This window comes from Moorena sp. SIO4A5 (genome assembly GCF_010672005.1).
Lineage (GTDB): Bacteria > Cyanobacteriota > Cyanobacteriia > Cyanobacteriales > Coleofasciculaceae > Moorena.
This window is the reverse complement of sequence record NZ_JAAHHZ010000115.1, coordinates 1-19,151: the sequence shown is the minus strand read 5'-3', so window position 1 is coordinate 19,151 and position 19,151 is coordinate 1. Positions and strand designations below refer to the sequence as shown.

The following is a 19,151-nucleotide window of genomic DNA, read 5'->3' as shown; positions in this document are numbered from 1 at the left end:
CGCTTTCCAGAAGGGTTTTGATGGTAATATCAAAATGCAACAACTCACTTATAAACCCTTCCAAAACACCAAAGTTAGCTTTATTCCGCAGCAGTTTTTTGATTGCCCAATCAAAGCGAATATGTGTGTCTGGCATTGTCTTGTGCTGGTGCTACTGTTCTCTATTATAGGTAAATTGTACTAAATCTAGCCCTGTACCCAGAGAACAGGGAATAGAGAATGGAGTTACAACGATTCAATCTCTTCCCGAGAAAGTTGGGTAATTTTCATAATAGTCTCCACATCTAAACCTTGTTCCCGGCAGGAACGGGCGACCGCTATTTTTTCTTCTTGTTTTCCTTGTTGCATCCCTTTTTCAATACCTCTAATTTCTGCCTGTTCCACTTGCCATTTGGTCTCAAACTCTTGGGTACTCAGGATACTGGCTTCGTCACGCTTGTTGTTGATATAACGCTCATAAGCTACTCGTTCTTGTTCTGATAAATTATTAACTCGTAGCGCCTCCTTGGCTTCGGCTATTCCTTTGGCAGAAAATTCCGCTTTGATGTCGCTGTTTTTCAGAAAATAAATCCATTCATCTAAGGGGTTTTTCGCTAAATCCTTAAAATTTCTGACTTTCAGTAAGTAGTATTCTGGGAAGATATCTGCTACTTTATTGATGTGAAATTTAAACTCCTGAGTTTTGGTCGGTTGCAGGATATCCCCGAGATTAGCCCCAATGAACTCTCCGCGATAGGAATAAATATAGTCATCTCCCATTCCCAGGTTAAAGTAGACTATATTGATTGAGTAGACTTTTTTAATTTGACCGTACTCTTGACCTTTGTCTAAGTATTCGGTGACTAACTTAGACGCACCGTAGAGCATACGGTGGAAATAATCGTGTTGAGGGTTGTTTTGTACTTCAATCAGGATCAGCTCGCCATCAGTGGTTTCAGCGAGAATATCAACCCGGTTAGTTTTATCATCGAGGGTCTCTTGATTAGCTTCGCTTTCGAGAAGGGTTTTGATGGTAATATCAAAATGCAACAACTCGCTTAAAAACCCTTCCAAAACACCAAAGTTAGCTTTATTCCGCAGCAGTTTTTTGATTGCCCAATCAAAGCGAATATGTGTATCTGGCATTGTCTTGTGCTGGTGCTACTGTTCTCAATTATCTCGATTATAGGTAAATTTTACTAAAAAATACCCTGTGCCCAGGGAATCGGGAAGAGGTAAATCTTGAACGTCATTCACCCAAATCTGGCCAGGGGAACCCCATTAAGGAAGAAAGAGTGAATGGTGAATGGTGAATTACAAATCCGCGCATTCTAAATTCGCGCATTCTAAATTCTAAATTGATTCAATCTCTTCCCGAGAAAGTTGGGTGATTTTCATAATAGTCTCCACATCTAAACCTTGTTCCCGGCAGGAACGGGCGACTGCTATTTTTTCTTCTTTTTTTCCTTGTTGTTTTCCTTGTTGGATACCTTGTTGAATACCTTCTTGTTTTCCTTGTTGGATACCTTGTTGCATCCCTTTTTCCATCCCTCGAATTTCTGCCTGTTCCACTTGCCATTTGGTCTCAAGCTCTTGGGTACTCAGGATACTGGCTTCGTCACGCTTGTTGTTGATATAACGCTCATAAGCTACTCGTTCTTGTTCTGATAAATTATTAACTCGTAGCGCCTCCTTGGCTTCGGCTATTCCTTTGGCAGAAAATTCCGCTTTGATGTCGCTGTTTTTCAGAAAATAAATCCATTCATCTAAGGGGTTTTTCGCTAAATCCTTAAAATTTCTGACTTTCAGTAAGTAGTATTCTGGGAAGATATCTGCTACTTTATTGATGTGAAATTTAAACTCCTGAGTTTTGGTCGGTTGCAGGATATCCCCGAGATTAGCCCCAATGAACTCTCCGCGATAGGAATAAATATAGTCATCTCCCATTCCCAGGTTAAAGTAGACTATATTGATTGAGTAGACTTTTTTAATTTGACCGTACTCTTGACCTTTGTCTAAGTATTCGGTGACTAACTTAGAGGCACCGTAGAGCATACGGTGGAAATAATCGTGTTGAGGGTTGTTTTGTACTTCAATCAGGATCAGCTCACCATCCGTGGTTTCAGCGAGAATATCAACTCGGTTAGTTTTATCATCGAGTGTCTCTTGATTAGCTTCGCTTTCCAGAAGGGTTTTGATGGTAATATCAAAATGCAACAACTCACTTATAAACCCTTCCAAAACACCAAAGTTAGCTTTATTCCGCAGCAGTTTTTTGATTGCCCAATCAAAGCGAATATGTGTATCTGGCATTGTCTTGTGCTGGTGCTACTGTTCTCGATTATCTCGATTATATGTAAATTTTACTAATTGACTAAATTGGTAATTTTTATCATAATCGGCATAATCTTGGATTCCTTTCACAAAAATCAACGGATTAAGCATTTTACCTAGAGGATGTTCCGATGACTTACCCAAACCCACCCTGGACACTACAAGGCTACGCCATCCAAACCTTGCAGCTGATTGATATTGAGCGAGTGCGATCGCTAATTCCCCCAGAATTTGACATCGTCTCCCTCTGGCCAGGAAAGACTCTAGGTGGGGTGTATCTATCCCTGTACGGCTCAGGGTCAGTCCTAGAATACAGTGAATTAATTGTAGTTGCTGGCAGAGTGCGCTATTCCCGCAAAACTGGCGGCTGGATTTCCCACATCTACGTCGATAACCACGATTCTGTCGCAGGTGGTCGAGAAATTTGGGGATTACCAAAAGAGATAGCTGAGTTCACCTGGGAAAAATGCGAACGACCAAAGGTCACGCTACGCGAACGCCCTACCAGATATCAACATCGGGTCACCGTCCGTCAAGGAGAGAATACCCTGTGCCGCTTCAGCTACAATCACGCTAAGTTTGGCTGGCAAGTCCCTCTAAATGACAATGTCTTAAGCACCCTCTCAGGCAATATTCTCTACTTCAACGGTGATTTTAAATCCCGCTTAGGCTTAGTGGGTAGCCAGTTAGAGGTCCCACCTGAGAGTCCCTTTGCCAATCTAGCGCTCAAGCAACCATGGTTAACCCTTGATATGGATAAGCTGTGCTTAATCGCTGGTGTACCAGAAGTAGTAGGACAACTAAATTCATCCTTGATAATTCATGCTTGATACTTGATACTTCTGACTTTATTCAAGCTGGTGTAACCAAGCGTTTCCGGAGAGATTCTGCTCGACGCTTAGCGGTAGAATTCTTGGGGTCATACTTGAGCGCCTCATCATAAGCTTCTAAGGCTTGAGCTGTTAATTGCTTGCGCTCGTAAACATGACCGAGATTGTTGAGGGCTGTGACATATCCAGGCTCTTGCTTCAAGGCTTCTTTGTACTGGCGAATAGCCAGATCATACTGTTCTTTGGCACAATAGGCGAAACCCAAAGCATTATAGACAGGAGCAAGGTTTTCGTCCTCAGCATCAGTCCCTTTCAAGGCTTTTTGAAATAGTAGGATAGCTTGACCAAAGAGCTTCTTGTCCGCATAAATACTGCCCAATTCATAATACTCTATAACCGTCCCCCGGTCTTTTTGCAGCTTTTTTTCCAACCGAGAGAGAGTGGTTTCAATTTTACGAGTTTTGAGAACTTGGCGCAGCACAGCGACAGTAACACCAGCAAGTAGGACTAGCAAAACTGAGAGATAAATAGTTGGCAGTGTATCATTCATAAGGCTTGACAGTTTTTCTTCTTAATGGTAATCCCCAAACAGTTGCTCGTTGAGCTAACCAACCATCTGCTTGCCAGCGTGCGATCGCATTATTCACGCGCTGCTTTAGCTTGGTGTATTGTAACCCCTTAGGCATCACCACACACAAGGCTTCACCCGAGAGCCACACTGGTAGCATCCGATACTCAGGATAGTCTTGTACCCAGCCACTGAGAATGCTCTTATCGGCAGCAAAAGCATCAGCCCTACCATTTTCTAAAAGCGATCGCGCTTCTTGGTAGGAATCTACTCCCACCACCCTAGATTCCGGTAAAGCATACTGCACGACGGCAATTGTGCTAGAATGATTGAGTATGGCGATGGTTCTGCTATGGAGATCACCCAATCTGGTAATTAAGGGGTCTTTAGTAATCAAACCCGTGCCATCCAGGTAGTAGGGGATACTAAAATCCACTAATCGGCGGCGAGGTGCTGTGGCTGTGACTCTAGCAATTGTCAGGTCAACTTCACCGTCCAAAACCACCTTAAGTCGGTCAAGATTTCCCACCTGCTGCAACACCACCGCATCAGAATTACCTAACAGTTCTTCTGCTAGACGTCGTGCTAAGTCAATTTCCAATCCTTGTAACTTGCCATCGGCATCCCTATATCCCAAAGGGCGCAGATTATCTTTGACAGCAACTATCAACTGACCCCGCTGCTCTATTTCCTCAAGTTGAGCACTCCCAACCCGTAACGGTGTCAAAAAAGACATCGCCGTCAATCCGAATACCATACCAAAGTTGAAGAATTTTTGCTTAAGCATCGGTTGGGGAATCAAAATTGGTAAAGAAATTGGTAAAAATGTAAGGTATTCCCTGTGAATTCAGGAACTTAACTGAACAAGAAATACCCAATTAAATACCAATTAAATACCAATTAAAGATACTAAGTGAAGAGGGGTGAGCTAACTATTATAATCTATAATAATCAAAATAACCAAAGTTTTTTGATCACCCGACAACTTAATCCTTTACGGATTACCTATTTACCCAAAACCCAAGTTTTTCAGCTTGCTAAGCATTCAGCCGTCAGCGATTGGCCTTGGCCTATGGCCACGCTACGCGAATGGCCAAAAGCTGAAGGCTGACCGCAGACGCGCGTAGGGTGCGCGTAGCGCATATGCTTACTCAGCTTTAGCCGCTAATTCCACCACTTTGTTAAAGCTATCTGGATCCAGCACTGCCAGCTGTGCCAACATCTTGCGGTTAATTTGGATATTGGCTTTTTTCATTTGACCCATCAGCTGGCTGTAGCTAATGCCATTTTGACGTGCTGCTGCGTTAATGCGAGTAATCCACAGACGTCGAAAATCCCGCTTGCGCTTGCGGCGATCACGATAGGCATTCCGCAGCGCTTTCATCACTTGTTGGTTAGCAATGCGGAAGAGTTTCGAGTGGGAACCTCTGAACCCCTTAGCAAGTTTGAGAATTTTTTTGCGCCGCTTACGAGCGACATTACCGCGTTTTACCCGTGTCATGGTTAATTCTAGCTAGTTTGTTTACTTTAGTAGTAGTGTTAGCAGTAATGGTCTACTGTTAAGATTTACATATAAGGCAACATCAGGCGAACATTATCCGCATCCCGTTCGTCTACCAAGCTCAGCTTAGACAAGCGTCCCTTCCTTTCTGAGGTCTTGTGTTCTAGTAAGTGATTTTTAAACGCTTTGCGGCGTCTTATTTTACCACTGCCAGTAGCTCTAAAACGCTTGGCAGCTGATTTGCGGCTTTTTAGTTTAGGCATTGACGGATTATAATAATGGCACAATTTATTATTGTATACCAATTGCTGCGTAATTAAGTGACCGGCTTATTCCTCTTCTGGTAAATTCTTGGGCAAGGTGATGGTAAAGGTTGTTCCGACACCCACTTCACTTTCCAAGTGAATCTTACCACCGTGGGAGTCTACACAACTTTTGACAATTGATAACCCTAGTCCTGTTCCTGGGATTATACCCACATTACTGGCACGACTAAAAGACTCAAACAATTTTGGTTGGTCTTCTTTAGGGATGCCAATACCTTGATCAATTATCTGTAATATGACTTTCTCTTCATCTCCGTTTAGTTGTACTAAAATAGTCCCACCATCGGGAGAATATTTAATGGCATTGGAGATGATGTTAGTCAGAATTTGTCGAAGGATTTTGGGGTCTCCTAATATTGGCTCCCAGTCTCTTTCACTACTAAATATTAGCCGATGTTTAGCCCCAAGGCTTGATTTAATTGGGCAGAATAACTCCTGACAAAATGTTACTAAGTTCAAAGCAACTGGTTTCAATTCTAACTTATCGAATTCTGCTTGATTAATGAATAATAAATCATTGACTAGGGTAGTCATATGTTTGACCGCAGCTTGGATCCGCCAAAAATGTTTAAGTTGCTGAGAATCAGTAAATTTATGACGGTACTTTTCTAGGAGTTCCACAGAGGATAGAATTGTCATTAAAGGTGTACGGTACTCATGGGATATGGTAAAAATAATCCGAGATTTAAGATCACTGACTTCTTTTTCACGCTCCAGTGATTGACGCAATTGCGATTCCAAGTTCCGTAGCTGTTCTAAGTAATCTCTTAGTTCCACTGTGCGAGCTTGGATTCTGGTTTCAAGTTCTTGATTGAGGGCTTCTAAAGCAGCTTGAGCGGAAATGCGATCGCGAATTTCCTGTTGCAGCAGTTGATTTTGCTCAATCAGTTGTGTTTGTAGCTTGTGCAGAGTCAATTGATTCTCCACACGGGCTAAAACTTCCTCAACCTGGAATGGCTTGGTGATATAGTCAGCACCACCAACAGCAAAGGCTTTCACCTTGTCCCAAGTTTCATCCAAAGCACTGATAAAGATTACTGGAACTCCCTGAGTTTTTTGATTAGATTTCAGCTGTTTACAGACCTCATAGCCATCGATCTTTGGCATTATAATGTCGAGTAAAATCAAATCCGGTGGATCACACAATGCTGATTCCAAGGCAAGTAGTCCATCGATCATGCTCCTAACCTGATAGCCTTGCTCAATCAGGATCGAAGATAGCAGCTGCAAATTGGTTGGTGTGTCATCCACAACCATAATTTCTGCCTGAGTTGCCTCAGCTTGATGGTTATTCATGCTTTAATTAGGTAGAGCGAACCATAGGGGAGAAGCAAATTGGGCAGGAGCATACAGACCAGTAGCCCGCTGATCTGATTGAATCAGAAGGCGGTTTGGCTACCAGTGTTCCTACTCCACGATTCCTTAAACATCATCACGGCGAAAGAACAACATTCGGTACACAGGTTCACCACGAGCGAGGGTGGAAATTTCCCGTTCAGTAGCCACTGGCAGGGGGTTGGTTGGCAGCCAAGCAGTCTCTGGCCGGTAGAAGACTGGATGAGCATCGAAACGCGATCGCATTTCCACTGCCACTTCCTCCACATCGGATTGTAGAAAGACCTCCCCTCCACTGGTCAAATAAGCCCCTAGAGTATCAACCAAGGTGGGCTGCACTATACGTCGTTTGGCTTGTCGCTTCTTGAACCAAGGATCAGGAAATTGAATAGTGACGCGCTGCAAGGCACCAGGGTGCCAAGAGCTAAAGAGTGAATCTATAGAACTATTAGCATTACAGAACAAAAATAGGAGATTGCTCAACCCTAAATCCACCACCTTACTGTTGGCTTGTTTTACCAATGGTTCCCGAATTTCTAACCCCAAAAAATTCCAGTGGGGTTGTTGTGTTGCCATCTGCAATAAAAATTCCCCTCTCCCGCAGCCAATATCCAGATGTAATGGAAGAGCCGTTTGGGCATAAACTTGATTCCAATCCGGAGGACTCACCGGCATCTGATATTGCTTGCTAAGTGGATTAACGTGTTGTCGCACTCGGACTCTAGCCAACCTTAGCACCTCCTTACTTTACTCAGGGGATGGGGGATCAGGGATTAGGGGTTATATCCCTAATCTAGTTGTAAATGTGATATCTAGGTGCGCGCCTTAAGCGGGCGAGTAAATCGCCCTTGGGTCGCACCTCAATGAAGGCAATTCCGACTCATCTGTATTTATCCTAAATGTAATCTTTAAAGTTTTTTATAGACTAAAGCCTAATTATGTCAGGCTAAATTAAAGATTATCCATTATTGTTTAGGTGAGCAGTTAAATGTAACCTAAACAAGGAGTTGTAATGGTATAACAGCAAACGTCATGAGCGATAATTTTAATAATAATTAATCTAGGGTTTAATCAAGAAAAGTTTTAGCTATGAGTTTAAATTTTCGCTTTGCCGTGGTAAGTGACCTACATATCGGGTTACCCCAAACCATCTGGGATCATCCCAATCGGTTTCATTTGGTAGAAGTTAGTATTCCAGTCCTAGAAAGGATTCTGGAGGATTTAGAGCAGAAAGCCTTGGATTTCCTCCTCCTACCAGGAGACTTAACCCAGCATGGTGAACCAGACAATCATGCCTGGTTACAAAAGCGATTGAGCCAGTTGCCTTTTCCAGTGTACGTCGTACCTGGAAATCATGATGTCCCCAATATCTTACCCAATGAACACTCGATTGGACTAAAGGAATTTCCTTACTACTATCGCCAATTTGGTTATGAAAATCCCGAGCAGTTGTACTATACCTGTGAAGTTTTGCCTGGAGTACAGCTGATTGGGTTAAATTCTAACCAGTTCGATACCGGTGGTAAACAGGTAGGGCGTCTTGATCAGCAACAGCTGATCTGGCTTGAGCAAGTGCTTTCCCAGTGCCAGGATAAATTGGTGCTGGTGATGGTGCATCACAATGTGATCGAGCATTTGCCCGATCAAGCTAACCATTCCTTGGGACATCGGTATATCTTGGAAAATGGTCCAATATTACACAATATTCTCAAAACTGCTGGGGTCAATCTACTCTTTACAGGTCACTTGCATGTACAGGATATCGCCTATCAAGAGGGAGTCTACGAAATCACCACAGGTTCATTAGTTAGCTATCCTCACCCCTACCGGATATTGCAGTTGTGTACCGATAATCAAGGAAAAAGATGGTTACAAATTGAATCTCATCGAGTGGAGTCAGTCCCTGGTTGGGAAAACCTACCCCAGATATCTAGAGAATGGATGAGCGATCGCTCTTATCCATTCATGGTGAAACTCCTGACTTCTCCCCCCTTAAATTTACCGTTACCAGATGCCCAGAAACTTGCTCCGAGTCTACGCTACTTCTGGGCTAATATTGCTGATGGTGATGCTGTATTCAACTTTCCTGAGTTTCCTACCCCAGTTCGTCGCTATTTTGAGTCATTTAGCTGCCATACCAGTGATGGTAAACCTGCTCTGATTGATAATCAGACCACTCTGTTGCTGACAAAAAACTAATGACTAAGACGGCTTTTCTTGAATAAATTCAAGCACTACAACTAACCTGATAAGCTCAGGGATTTCCTCAACCAGGGAAGCCATCCTCTACTCCTTGACCTTGACCAGGGAAGCCATCCTCTACTCCTTGACCTTGACCAGGGAAGCCATCCTCTACTCCTTGACCTTGACCAGGGAAGCCATCCTCTACTCCTTGACCTCGACCAGGGAAGCCATCCTCTACTCCTTGACCTTGACCAGGGAAGCCATCCTCTACTCCTTGACCTTGACCAGGGAAGTCATCCTCTACTCCTTGACCTTGATCCGGTAGCTGAACAGGAATTTCCGGTTCACGCTCACGCTCCGGCTCCGGTTCCGGTTCTGGCTCGGGCTCGGGCTCGGGCTCAGGCTCAGGTTCCGGTTCCGGTTCCGGTTCCGGTTCTGGTTCTGGTTCTGGTTCCGGCTCAGGTTCCGGTTCCGGCTCGGGCTCGGGTTCTGGTTCTGGTTCTGGTTCCGGCTCTAGTGGTTTGTCAACGTCTTCGGGATCCAGTTCAACAGTTTCATCCTCCTGCTCAGTGTTAAGAAACTCACCGGTTTCCAAGGTAGACCTGATATCTAACTGGTTAACCTGATCAGTGATATCGGCATTGGAATTCTCAGAACCCACATCTTGATCGAAGACATCAACACCACCATCAATCACACTAAAATCAGCACTGGGAAACTCGTCCGATTCACTCCCCCGAAGACGAATGAAAGTAGGATTAACAATTATGTTGTTGCCAATAATAGGAACTTGCGCCTCTAGAGCATCTGCAATTTCCCCTCGCACTAAATCCAAAGCTTGATCTGGACTATCCGCCGGTCCTGTCTGGGTCAAATTCAGCCCTTTGACTAATTCACTGGTTTCATAAAACTCTCTGAGGTCAAATTCATAAACCTGCTCAATTTGATCCTCGGTTATAACCACGATCTGCCCAGCTTTTAATTCCTGAACTTGAGAACGAGTGCGATTATAGACCACAATACCGCTATTGGTCAGAGCTCCAACAATTGTTGTATTGGTATCAGATATATATCGCATGAACAGAGCTGACCCCCTAATCCCAGCCACGGCATTGGGTGTACGCACTCGAGTTTTACCCCGATCTGGAGGAATTAACAGCAGTAGTGTGCCATTAGATAGCTCAAAGGTACGACTTCTAGGTATAAATCGAAAGACAGCTAACTCTCCTTGTCGGGCTAGGGAACCATCATTGAAGCGCAGTTGAGCCATGGAGGAGCGAGCTGTTACCAGTGCATCTCCTATCGTCATGGCATCAGATGGACGGGCTGGTCGAGCTGACTGATTTTGAGGAATCAATCGCACTCGGTTACGTAGCTTCTGTAGCACAGCACTAGTTAAGGGAATTTCGGCACTGACTGGTTTAGAACAAATTAGTGAATTAACGCTCCATAGAGAGATGGAAAGTAGTAGGACTGTCTTGCGAAACACGGGGCAACTCCAATAGCTCAAAGGTCAGTATTGTCAGGTAGTTGAGAGGTCAGCATTCAGCTAATGCGCTACAGATGGTGCTACTTGAGGTGCTATCAGCTGATTTAACAGAGATTAAACGAATGCTTAGCTCTTTTCTTGATGCAGTCGCGCTTTAGACCCTGGAACTTTCCCGATCAGAACCTCAAGTAGCGTGGGTGGCACAGGCTTTGGCCTTGGCCTTTAGGCCACGCGGGGCGCGTTTGGCCACGCTGTGCGAACGACGCGCTTGAGGTAGCGCATTAGCTGATAGCTTACGGGGCTTTGGCGTTGCCTTCTCGAAGAGTAGGTACAAAACTCTCCTATACGACATTCTGTAGGCTCTAAGTCAAGTCAGGATATTTTTTCTTCAGAGTAGTATGAAATACAGGTTAGTCAATCCTGAAAACACCGCTGGTGGTTAGTAATTATTAGCTGGGAGAAAAATACCCTACCTGCATTGATCAATTTTGGTAAGCTGTTGCTCATTTAACTTGTCTATTTTTTAGTCAGGGAGCAGAAATCCCCCCTAACCCCCCTTAGTAAGGGGGGAAGGGAGCCTCGGAGCAGGGAGCAGGCCAAAAATACTGTGTACCTCATTGTTAGGAAAAACCCTGTAGACCGCTCACAGCTTAGCAACGACTATTCTAGAGTAATGAGTATTAAACTATCATGATTGAACTTTATTATTTTTTTTAAAAAAAAATTAATGTTTATTATCTTAATTTGTTATTAATTTAACGATATTTTTTTAAATTAAATATGGTTTCAAAAAATAAAAAACATCACGACAACTCTGAGGATGATCATCCTCCCCAGCACCAGATTAAAAAAACCTATTTAGCTACTTTGGGACATCTGATTTTCTTAAGTACACTGACCATCAGTAAACCCGCTTGGTCTGGATGTTACCCCATAGACAGTATTTCCCATCAGCCAGCAGTCAGTTTAGTTTTTAGTGGTACAGAACACCAAGCTAATACTGATCAGGTAAAACAGCATTGTACTCCTAAGTTATCTCAGGTTAAAATCGGGAGTGGTGGAGAACTATTATCTTCCTTTGTTGTCAGTGAGCATTCATCGAGTTCTAGCTCAACTGAGGTAGTTGACAGGTCACAGATATCTCAAGGTAAACCTGCTTCTGGAGATAATAGTTCAAACTCAGATTCCAACGCTAATGATGGAGACCCGGAACTGGGGGTGCTCCGTTTGCGGCTCCAAGAAAAACCACCGACTCCCCCTAAACCTACAGTATATTTACAGGGTAGAGTCAGTTATTTCAGAAGCGATAATATTTTCGCTGGAGTCGATCCAGTTGATGATGGTCTGTTGAGACCAGGACTAACCCTATTAGCTGTACCATCCCTCGGACCTGACACTAAGCTCATAACCTCAGTAAGTGGTAATATAGTGCGTTATGGAGATAGATCCCAACTTGATTATAATCAACTGAAAGTTAACCTAGGAGTTCGTCAGAAGTTATTGAAAAGAACCTATGGGGAGTTAGGATGGAGCAATCAACAGTTATTCAAGCAAGAGGGAGGCGATCGCTTCGCTCATTATAATTCTGTATATCTTAGACTCAGCCGACGGGATTGGTTAGCAAAGGACTTAGCCTTAGATACGTCCTATAAGTTAAACCTACGTTTTGCTGATCCAGAGACACGCTCTAAGATTAGTAATGTTTTCAGAGCATCTTTAGCCTATTACCCCTATCCCCGATTTAAAGCAGCTCTTAGTTACCAACTTGCCTTATCTGATTATACCGAAAGGGAACGGTATGATAACTATCATCAGTTAATTGGTCGTGTCAGTTATAAGATTTCTAGTAATAGTCAAATTTATTTGTATGCTGGACAAAGCTTTGGTTCTTCTTCCAACTCCAGAATTAATTTTGATGGGACAGTTTTCGGTACAGGTATGAGTTTTAATGTACCTCTGTTTTGATAAAGTCAGGTTGTACGCTTTTCAGCAGTCAGCAGTCAGCAGTCAGCAGTCAGCTGAATTCTTACCTCCAAAGCGCCCCTATTCACAATTTAAATGTCTTACAACATTCGCTAAGTTGTATATGGTATACTCAGTTATACTGAAAACGTAGTCGTTATGAGTTTGTTTATCAGATGTCCAACTCCTCTGTAGAAAATCTTGTCATCATCGGTTCTGGTCCTGCCGGTTACACAGCAGCGATTTATGGGGCACGAGCTAACCTGAAACCCTTAATGTTTGAAGGCTTTCAAGCTGGGGGAATCCCTGGTGGACAGCTGATGACTACTACAGAAGTAGAAAACTTCCCTGGCTTCCCAGAGGGAATCACCGGACCTCAATTAATGGAACGGATGAAGGCTCAAGCAGAACGCTGGGGCACTGAATGCTATACCGAAGATGTGATCGTTGTAGACTTAAGTCAGCGTCCCTTTACTGTGCGCTCTGAGGAACGGGAAGTAAAAACCCATAGTATTGTGATTGCTACCGGGGCAACAGCGAAACGGTTGCATTTACCCAGGGAAGCTCAGTACTGGAGTAATGGGATCTCAGCTTGTGCCATCTGTGATGGTGCATCTCCCCTTTTCAGTGGTAAGGAAGTGGCGGTAGTCGGGGGGGGTGACTCAGCGGCAGAGGAAGCTGTATATTTGACCAAGTATGGTTCCCATGTTCATATGCTAGTACGTCGGCATGAGATGCGAGCTAGCAAAACCATGCAAGACCGGGTGTTGAATAATCCCAAAATTACTATTCACTGGAATACTCAGCCAGTTGATGTGTTTGGAGACAATGGTTCGATGACTGGCGTAAGAGTCCAGGATACTGAAACTGGTGAGGAAAAGGATATTTCAGTTCGGGGGATGTTTTACGCTATTGGTCACACTCCTAACACATCCTTATTTAGAGGACAACTGGAGTTAGATCAGCTCGGTTACATTGTCACTAAATCCGGTTCGGTGGAAACCAGTGTCGAGGGAGTCTATGCTGTTGGTGATGTCCAAGACCATGAGTTCCGTCAAGCTATCACTGCGGCTGGAACAGGTTGTATGGGGGCTATGTTAGCAGAACGCTGGCTATCTGCCAATAACCTAATTCATGAGTATCATCAACAACCGGCATCAGAACAGCCAACGGCTGAAAAACCTGAAGAAACTGAAGAAAAACCAGTAGCTGAGACGGCGGAAACCTTTGATATTAATGAAACACGCCATCTGGGGGGCTATGCCTTGCGTAAACTGTTCCATGAAAGCGATCGCATAATCATGGTCAAGTATATTTCCCCCAGTTGTGGTCCTTGTAAAATTCTCAAGCCCATGCTGGATAAAGTAGTAGATGAGTATAATGGCAAAATTCACTTTGTCGAGATCGATATTGACCAAGACAGAGAAATAGCTGAAAATGCTCAAGTGGTGGGAACACCTACCGTACAGTTATTTAAGGACAAAGAGTTCCTAGCGGAATTTAAAGGAATTAAGCAAAAGAGTCAGTATCGTCAAGCCATTGAACGCTATTTACCAACTACTGTTTAAGAGATAGGCAAAAGGCGAAAGGCAAAAGGCAAAAGGTTCACAAGATTGTTTACCTGATCAGTATGATAAATGCTATCAGTATCAAGGATGAAGGATGACCTCAACCAAACAATCATTCCCCAGCTTTTTGTCTTTTACTAGAGGGCCTAGTCTATCCATCAAACTAATGGTAGCAGGACTAGTGATTACTGGGTGCTTTATTGTAGTAGCCATTTTCGCTCCCACCTTTCAAGCTTGGGGATGGCTACAAGACCCTACCCAGTCCCTCAGTAATCCCATTCATGAAGCACCGAGCTGGAATCACTGGTTTGGTACCTCTCGCCAGGGTTATGATGTTTTCTCTCGCACCTGGTTTGGCTCTCAAGCTGCTCTAAAAGTAGTCGTTCTCGCTACCACCCTCAGCCTGATCATTGGTGTCCCTTTGGGGTTAATCAGTGGTTATCTCGGTGGCAAACTCGATCGGGTATTACTGTTTTTAATGGATACGATCTATACCTTGCCAGGACTACTGCTATCGGTGACTCTGGCCTTTGTAGTCGGTAGAGGAGTCTTCAATGCTGCGATCGCATTAAGTATTTCCTATGTCCCCCAATACTATCGGGTAGTCCGGAATCACACCACTAGCGTCAAAACTGAATTGTTCATCGAAGCCGCTCAAGCCCTGGGGGCTTCCCCTGGTAGGATATTATCGCGCTATCTATTTCTGAATGTGATTCAAAGTGTACCAGTTCTATTTACCCTCAACGCCGCTGATGCGATTTTAATCTTGGGAGGACTGGGATTTTTAGGATTAGGATTGCCAGAACAAACCCCAGAGTGGGGTCATGACTTACGTCAAGCCCTCGATGCCTTACCAACTGGGATTTGGTGGACAGCGCTCTTCCCTGGTTTAGCCATGACACTGATGGTGGTAGGATTGTCCTTAGTAGGAGAAGGATTAAGCGAGTTGATTAATCCCCGATTTCGTCAGAAACATTGAAATTCAATAAAACCCTCTTGCATGCATGCCTCTTGCATGCATGCCTTTTGCCTTAAAATGCCTAAGGACAAATGACTCATGACAAATCACTAAGGACTAATGACTCAAGCCATAGGCATTGATTTAGGTGGCACTGCGATTAAGTTGGGACGCTTCCGTGAAGATGGAACCGAATTGGAGTCTCTAACAGTAGATACACCCCAACCAGCAACACCAACAGCGGTGATCGAAGCAATAGTAGCAGCAATCTCTCGTCTCGATACCAGGGAAGAAGTAATTGGTATCGGGGTTGGATGTCCTGGCCCTGCTGATGTTGCTGGAAGAATTGCTAAAGTTGCGATTAACCTAACGGATTGGCACGATGTTCCCCTAGCCGATCAGTTAGAAGCCAAAGTCGGTTATCCCACAGTTGTTGCTAATGATGCTAACTGTGCTGGTTTAGGAGAAGCTTGGTTAGGGGCTGGTCGTCGGTTTCGGAATTTGATTCTACTCACCCTAGGCACAGGGGTAGGAGGGGCAATCATTTTCGATGGTCAACTCTTCACAGGTCATCTCGGGTCTGCTGGGGAGTTGGGCTTAATTAATCTATATCCCGATGGTCCCGAGGGTAATAGTGGTAATCGGGGTTCTCTAGAGCAATACCTTTCCATTAGGGCAATCCGAAGCAACAGTGGCAAAGAACCAGCAGAACTTGGTAAATTAGCCCAAGAAGGAAACCAGGAAGCCTTAGAATTTTGGGCAGATTACGGACGCTTATTAGGGATTGGGCTAACTAGTCTTATTTATCCACTGACACCAGAAGCCATTATTATTGGTGGTGGTATAAGTGCTAGTGCCGAGTTTTTCTTGCCAACAACTCTAGCAGAAATAGAGCAACGAGTTTTGCCTTCCTCTCGTACTGGTTTAGAGTTACTTAAAGCAGAATTAGGGAATCGAGCTGGAATGGTGGGAGCAGCACGATTGGCTTGGCAAAAACACGTAAAATGAAGAATTTAGAATTAATAATTTAGAATTAAGAATTAAGAATGAAGAATTAAGAATTAAGAATTAAGAATTAAGAATTAAGAATGGAGAATTTAGAATTTAGGTTGAAGGTTGTTTTATGGAAAGGATAAATTAGTGCGTAGGGTGTGTTAGGGGCGGGCTTGCCCTAATTTTCTCAGTAGCCAGTTTTGGGACAGCCCGCCCCGTAACGCACCACCAGGTCTGCCCATACCCTATTGATTCCAAAAAACCATGATTGCCAGTCCACAGCGTTACCGGATGACTTCCCAAGAATACCTGGAGTGGGAACGGACTCAGGAGATTCGTTACGAGTATAGCGATGGGGAAGTCTTCGCCATGACCGGAGGCTCGAAACCTCACAACCGGATTGCTTTAAATTTGGCTAGTGATCTAAATACTCACCTACAAGACAGTAGCTGTGAGGTCTATATGGTAGATGTGAAGGTAAAAATATCTTCAGTTCGTTCCTACCACTACCCAGATGTAGTAGTAACTTGTGATTCCAGAGATCAAGAGTCTAACCAGTTTATTCAGTATCCCTGTCTGATTGTAGAAGTGCTCTCACCCTCTACAGAGGCATACGACCGGGGCAATAAGTTTGCTAAATACCGTAAGCTAAAAACCTTGCAGGAGTATGTTCTAATCCAGTCAGAGACAATAGGAGTAGAGTGTTTTAGACGTAATCAGCAAGGGTTTTGGGTACTTTATCCTTAAGCACCTAAACAAAATTAATTACATATTCTTCCCCAAAATTGTCAAGCACTTTTTTGAGATATTTAAGAAAGCTTTTCCAGTTTTCGTAAGCCTCAATTTCAATCCACTCATACTTAATAAATTTCCAGAAAATTTCAATTAAGTTGTGCTTGGGTGAGTAAGTAGGTTACCAAAATATATCTAAATTATTACCTTGCCATTCTTCTAATTTTTCTAGGATTTTATTGCTTGTGTGTATTGAAGCTTGGTCCATTACTACTACAGTTAATTTAGATAATTTTTTACTAAAATTATCTAAAAAATTAATCACGATTTCACTATCAATTGAACCCTGATGGATTTCGTAATCTAATTGATTTTCACATCCCATTAATCCGAGAACATTAATTCTTTTGCTTTGGGAACTATTAATAGTTATTCTTTTTAACTTTTCTTGCCATCCATAAGGAATATCTGGCTTCAAAGAGAATCCACTTTCATCTAAATATCTTAATTCAATTTATCCTTTTTTAGCTTGCTCTTTTAGCTCTTTTAGTCTGGGTATTTTTACGTCTAGTTCCCATTCATCAGGGGTTTTACTCGTTCCTCTCTTCATTCTTTTCCATTTCATGTTCAACTTTTTTATGGTTCTTTTTATAGTTTCCTTACTTACATCTATTTTCCACTCTTTATTGATTTTAATTTTAACTTTGTTTAGGCTTTTTGGTTCAGATTTTACCCACTCCTTTACTTGTTGCCTTTGCTCCTGATTTAACTTAGGTTTTCTGCCCCTACCTTTTTGATTGTATATTCCTATTATTTTTTGATATTCCCATTTAGTTAACCAGTTATATATAGTTTTTCGAGTAACTCCAAATAATGAACTTAATTCATTGATAGAAAACTTTTGATAACTCAACAATATACATTTAGCTCGGTCTCTCACTTGAGGATATTTACTTTGCCAACTTATTCTTTCCAACAGTTTTTTAGTTTCGGTATTTAATTCTCTAATGAATCTCATATAACTACCCATTTTCAGTGATTTTATCTAATTATATATTATTATGTCAAAAATAGGAATTAATTTTGTGCACCTGCTTATGAAAAAGGAGATAGCTTTATCCTCGAAAGTGTCAACTTTTCTCATAATGTATAATTTAGAATGTATAATTTAGAATGAAGAATGTATAATTTAGAATGAAGAATGTATAATTTAGAATGAAGAATGTATAATTTATAGCGTTTCTCATAGCTATGAGGGACAGAGATTTTGTTTGCTTATTACCTATTCCCTGTTCCCTGTTCCCTGTTCCCTGTTCCCTGTTCCCTGTTCCCTAAAACCCATAAATTTGTACCTCATCAGTTTTAGAATGGCTATAGAATTATTTTTGAGCCTTAGTGTTTTTAATAATTGCATAAATAATAGAAATTAATTCGTTAGATTCACAGGGTAAGCGCAAGAAAAAATTGCCCATAATGTGCATTGGCTGGATCTCGGTTGCTCGTGGCTCGAAACCCCTATAATCTCGTCGAACTGTACTCGCAATAGAGTTAATTTGTTGAGAATGACGTGGTTTTTTTCTCAATAAGCTACGGCTTATTGATTCTTGCGCTAACCCTGGTTAGATTCATTGAGTAAAGACAGCAATCTTGGTTATAGGTTTTTCTCGGTAGCGATTAATATTTTTAACCAATAATTTGTCTCTCTAGCTTCCTTGAGGGATATACTCATTTTATGAATAAAGTCTCGTTTACTTTCTGCATTTTGTGCTTCCTCAACATTTGCTCCAATACTTGTTCCACAGCGGATTAATTGTTTGCTTAAATCATATCCAGTCCCACCATTTTGTCTCAGAAATTTACAGAGATTGACTATTCTTACGCTAAAGTTTAGCGTTCTTTCTTGTATATCTTTTTTTCTCATTCATTTTTGACCATAGGTAATTTAATAATTTACTTTTATAGTGCTACGCGCAAGGCAGCTATGCTGAGGGCAGAAGACAGAAGTTGACTCTAACAAGGTTTTAGAGGTAAGAGTTGTCCTAACAAGTGCGTGCGTACTGCTATATCTTCTTCTATGCATAAATACATAAATATAAAAATGTCTTAATTCTTAATTCTTAATTCTTAATTCTTAATTCTTAATTCTTAATTCTTAATTCTTAATTCTTAATTCTTAATTCTTAATTCTTAATTCTTAATTCTTAATTCTTAATTCTCAATTCTTAATTCTTAATTCTTAATTCTCAATTCTTAATTCTTAATTCTTATCCCTCTTCTGTCACTCTCCGAATTCAATGATTAACAAATAAGTCAGATTATCCAGAATTAAAAAAGAATTGATATTGATTAATATCACTAATTAGCTGATTCAATCCCAGCAATAAGTTACTAT

At 42.3% G+C, this 19,151-nt stretch carries 18 protein-coding genes and 1 pseudogene; 8 read left to right on the top strand and 11 right to left on the bottom strand.

What is annotated here, in order from left to right; genetic code table 11:
* Positions 1–225: 225 nt before the first annotated feature.
* Both F6K57_RS26405 and F6K57_RS26400 read right to left on the bottom strand, forming a co-directional pair.
* Positions 226–1,125, bottom strand: coding sequence for an Rpn family recombination-promoting nuclease/putative transposase (locus F6K57_RS26405; RefSeq protein ID WP_293071497.1), 900 nt, complete (start codon positions 1,123–1,125; stop codon positions 226–228).
* A gap of 207 nt (positions 1,126–1,332) precedes the next feature.
* Positions 1,333–2,292 (bottom strand): Rpn family recombination-promoting nuclease/putative transposase, encoded by a 960-nt coding sequence (locus tag F6K57_RS26400; protein ID WP_293071496.1) that lies wholly within the window; start codon positions 2,290–2,292, stop codon positions 1,333–1,335.
* Between the two features lie 152 nt (positions 2,293–2,444).
* Between F6K57_RS26400 and F6K57_RS26395 the strand changes: the two genes are divergently transcribed.
* Positions 2,445–3,143: an acetoacetate decarboxylase family protein gene (locus tag F6K57_RS26395; protein ID WP_293071495.1), complete on the top strand. Its 699-nt coding sequence runs from the start codon at positions 2,445–2,447 to the stop codon at positions 3,141–3,143.
* A 22-nt stretch (positions 3,144–3,165) separates the two neighbouring features.
* Here F6K57_RS26395 and F6K57_RS26390 read toward each other — a convergent pair whose 3' ends face one another.
* Together F6K57_RS26390 and F6K57_RS26385 are read right to left on the bottom strand one after the other, a co-directional pair.
* Positions 3,166–3,693 carry a tetratricopeptide repeat protein gene (locus F6K57_RS26390; protein ID WP_293071494.1) on the bottom strand — a complete coding sequence of 176 codons (528 nt, stop codon included), beginning with the start codon at positions 3,691–3,693 and terminating at the stop codon, positions 3,166–3,168.
* Complete coding sequence (locus tag F6K57_RS26385; RefSeq protein WP_293071493.1) at positions 3,686–4,447, bottom strand: transporter substrate-binding domain-containing protein; 762 nt, start codon at positions 4,445–4,447, stop codon at positions 3,686–3,688. The genes F6K57_RS26390 and F6K57_RS26385 overlap by 8 nt, the downstream gene beginning before the upstream one ends.
* Before the next feature lie 234 nt (positions 4,448–4,681).
* On the opposite strand from F6K57_RS26385, the gene F6K57_RS26380 reads away from it, so the two are divergent.
* Positions 4,682–4,822, top strand: a complete 141-nt coding sequence (locus F6K57_RS26380) for a hypothetical protein (protein WP_293071492.1) — start codon at positions 4,682–4,684, stop codon at positions 4,820–4,822.
* A 36-nt stretch (positions 4,823–4,858) separates the two neighbouring features.
* Here F6K57_RS26380 and rplT read toward each other — a convergent pair whose 3' ends face one another.
* From rplT to trmB, 4 genes are all read right to left on the bottom strand, one after another.
* Positions 4,859–5,212, bottom strand: coding sequence for a 50S ribosomal protein L20 (rplT, locus tag F6K57_RS26375; protein WP_008186586.1), 354 nt, complete (start codon positions 5,210–5,212; stop codon positions 4,859–4,861).
* Between the two features lie 65 nt (positions 5,213–5,277).
* A complete protein-coding gene (gene rpmI / locus F6K57_RS26370; protein ID WP_071107370.1) occupies positions 5,278–5,475 on the bottom strand; it encodes a 50S ribosomal protein L35 in 198 nt (65 codons plus the stop codon).
* 66 nt (positions 5,476–5,541) lie between these two features.
* Positions 5,542–6,834, bottom strand: coding sequence for a hybrid sensor histidine kinase/response regulator (locus tag F6K57_RS26365; RefSeq protein ID WP_293071491.1), 1,293 nt, complete (start codon positions 6,832–6,834; stop codon positions 5,542–5,544).
* Positions 6,835–6,960: 126 nt separating this feature from the next.
* Complete coding sequence (gene trmB, locus F6K57_RS26360; RefSeq protein WP_293019419.1) at positions 6,961–7,602, bottom strand: tRNA (guanosine(46)-N7)-methyltransferase TrmB; 642 nt, start codon at positions 7,600–7,602, stop codon at positions 6,961–6,963.
* Between the two features lie 360 nt (positions 7,603–7,962).
* Here trmB and F6K57_RS26355 point away from each other — a divergent pair, with 360 nt between their 5' ends.
* Positions 7,963–9,072 (top strand): metallophosphoesterase, encoded by a 1,110-nt coding sequence (locus tag F6K57_RS26355; RefSeq protein ID WP_293071490.1) that lies wholly within the window; start codon positions 7,963–7,965, stop codon positions 9,070–9,072.
* A gap of 67 nt (positions 9,073–9,139) precedes the next feature.
* On the opposite strand, the gene F6K57_RS26350 is transcribed toward F6K57_RS26355, so the two are convergent.
* A complete protein-coding gene (locus F6K57_RS26350; RefSeq protein WP_293071489.1) occupies positions 9,140–10,546 on the bottom strand; it encodes a FecR domain-containing protein in 1,407 nt (468 codons plus the stop codon).
* A gap of 780 nt (positions 10,547–11,326) precedes the next feature.
* On the opposite strand from F6K57_RS26350, the gene F6K57_RS26345 reads away from it, so the two are divergent.
* The 5 genes from F6K57_RS26345 to F6K57_RS26325 all read left to right on the top strand — a co-directional run bounded on the left by F6K57_RS26345 (position 11,327) and on the right by F6K57_RS26325 (position 16,774).
* Positions 11,327–12,511, top strand: coding sequence for a hypothetical protein (locus F6K57_RS26345; RefSeq protein ID WP_293019414.1), 1,185 nt, complete (start codon positions 11,327–11,329; stop codon positions 12,509–12,511).
* Between the two features lie 173 nt (positions 12,512–12,684).
* Positions 12,685–14,076 carry a thioredoxin-disulfide reductase gene (gene trxB, locus F6K57_RS26340; RefSeq protein WP_293071488.1) on the top strand — a complete coding sequence of 464 codons (1,392 nt, stop codon included), beginning with the start codon at positions 12,685–12,687 and terminating at the stop codon, positions 14,074–14,076.
* A 94-nt stretch (positions 14,077–14,170) separates the two neighbouring features.
* Complete coding sequence (locus tag F6K57_RS26335) at positions 14,171–15,055, top strand: ABC transporter permease (RefSeq protein WP_293019411.1); 885 nt, start codon at positions 14,171–14,173, stop codon at positions 15,053–15,055.
* Between the two features lie 99 nt (positions 15,056–15,154).
* Positions 15,155–16,042, top strand: coding sequence for an ROK family protein (locus F6K57_RS26330; RefSeq protein ID WP_293019409.1), 888 nt, complete (start codon positions 15,155–15,157; stop codon positions 16,040–16,042).
* 249 nt (positions 16,043–16,291) lie between these two features.
* Positions 16,292–16,774: a Uma2 family endonuclease gene (locus tag F6K57_RS26325; RefSeq protein ID WP_293019407.1), complete on the top strand. Its 483-nt coding sequence runs from the start codon at positions 16,292–16,294 to the stop codon at positions 16,772–16,774.
* A gap of 4 nt (positions 16,775–16,778) precedes the next feature.
* On the opposite strand, the pseudogene F6K57_RS26320 reads toward F6K57_RS26325, so the two are convergent.
* Positions 16,779–17,777 (bottom strand): annotated as a pseudogene (locus F6K57_RS26320) (IS630 family transposase).
* A 633-nt stretch (positions 17,778–18,410) separates the two neighbouring features.
* The gene (locus F6K57_RS26315; protein ID WP_293030805.1) at positions 18,411–18,680 is read right to left on the bottom strand and encodes a four helix bundle protein; all 270 of its coding nucleotides are present in this window, start codon (positions 18,678–18,680) and stop codon (positions 18,411–18,413) included.
* Positions 18,681–19,151: the final 471 nt, after the last annotated feature.

Coding starts and splice junctions, on each gene's coding strand:
- rplT (WP_008186586.1), bottom strand. CDS start 5,212: ATGACACGGGTAAAACGCGGTAATGTCGCTCGTAAGCGGCGCAAAAAA.
- F6K57_RS26345 (WP_293019414.1), top strand. CDS start 11,327: ATGGTTTCAAAAAATAAAAAACATCACGACAACTCTGAGGATGATCAT.
- F6K57_RS26325 (WP_293019407.1), top strand. CDS start 16,292: ATGATTGCCAGTCCACAGCGTTACCGGATGACTTCCCAAGAATACCTG.
- trxB (WP_293071488.1), top strand. CDS start 12,685: ATGTCCAACTCCTCTGTAGAAAATCTTGTCATCATCGGTTCTGGTCCT.
- F6K57_RS26400 (WP_293071496.1), bottom strand. CDS start 2,292: ATGCCAGATACACATATTCGCTTTGATTGGGCAATCAAAAAACTGCTG.
- F6K57_RS26390 (WP_293071494.1), bottom strand. CDS start 3,693: ATGAATGATACACTGCCAACTATTTATCTCTCAGTTTTGCTAGTCCTA.
- F6K57_RS26355 (WP_293071490.1), top strand. CDS start 7,963: ATGAGTTTAAATTTTCGCTTTGCCGTGGTAAGTGACCTACATATCGGG.
- F6K57_RS26330 (WP_293019409.1), top strand. CDS start 15,155: ATGACTCAAGCCATAGGCATTGATTTAGGTGGCACTGCGATTAAGTTG.
- F6K57_RS26335 (WP_293019411.1), top strand. CDS start 14,171: ATGACCTCAACCAAACAATCATTCCCCAGCTTTTTGTCTTTTACTAGA.
- F6K57_RS26315 (WP_293030805.1), bottom strand. CDS start 18,680: ATGAGAAAAAAAGATATACAAGAAAGAACGCTAAACTTTAGCGTAAGA.
- F6K57_RS26365 (WP_293071491.1), bottom strand. CDS start 6,834: ATGAATAACCATCAAGCTGAGGCAACTCAGGCAGAAATTATGGTTGTG.
- F6K57_RS26395 (WP_293071495.1), top strand. CDS start 2,445: ATGACTTACCCAAACCCACCCTGGACACTACAAGGCTACGCCATCCAA.
- rpmI (WP_071107370.1), bottom strand. CDS start 5,475: ATGCCTAAACTAAAAAGCCGCAAATCAGCTGCCAAGCGTTTTAGAGCT.
- F6K57_RS26385 (WP_293071493.1), bottom strand. CDS start 4,447: ATGTCTTTTTTGACACCGTTACGGGTTGGGAGTGCTCAACTTGAGGAA.
- F6K57_RS26405 (WP_293071497.1), bottom strand. CDS start 1,125: ATGCCAGATACACATATTCGCTTTGATTGGGCAATCAAAAAACTGCTG.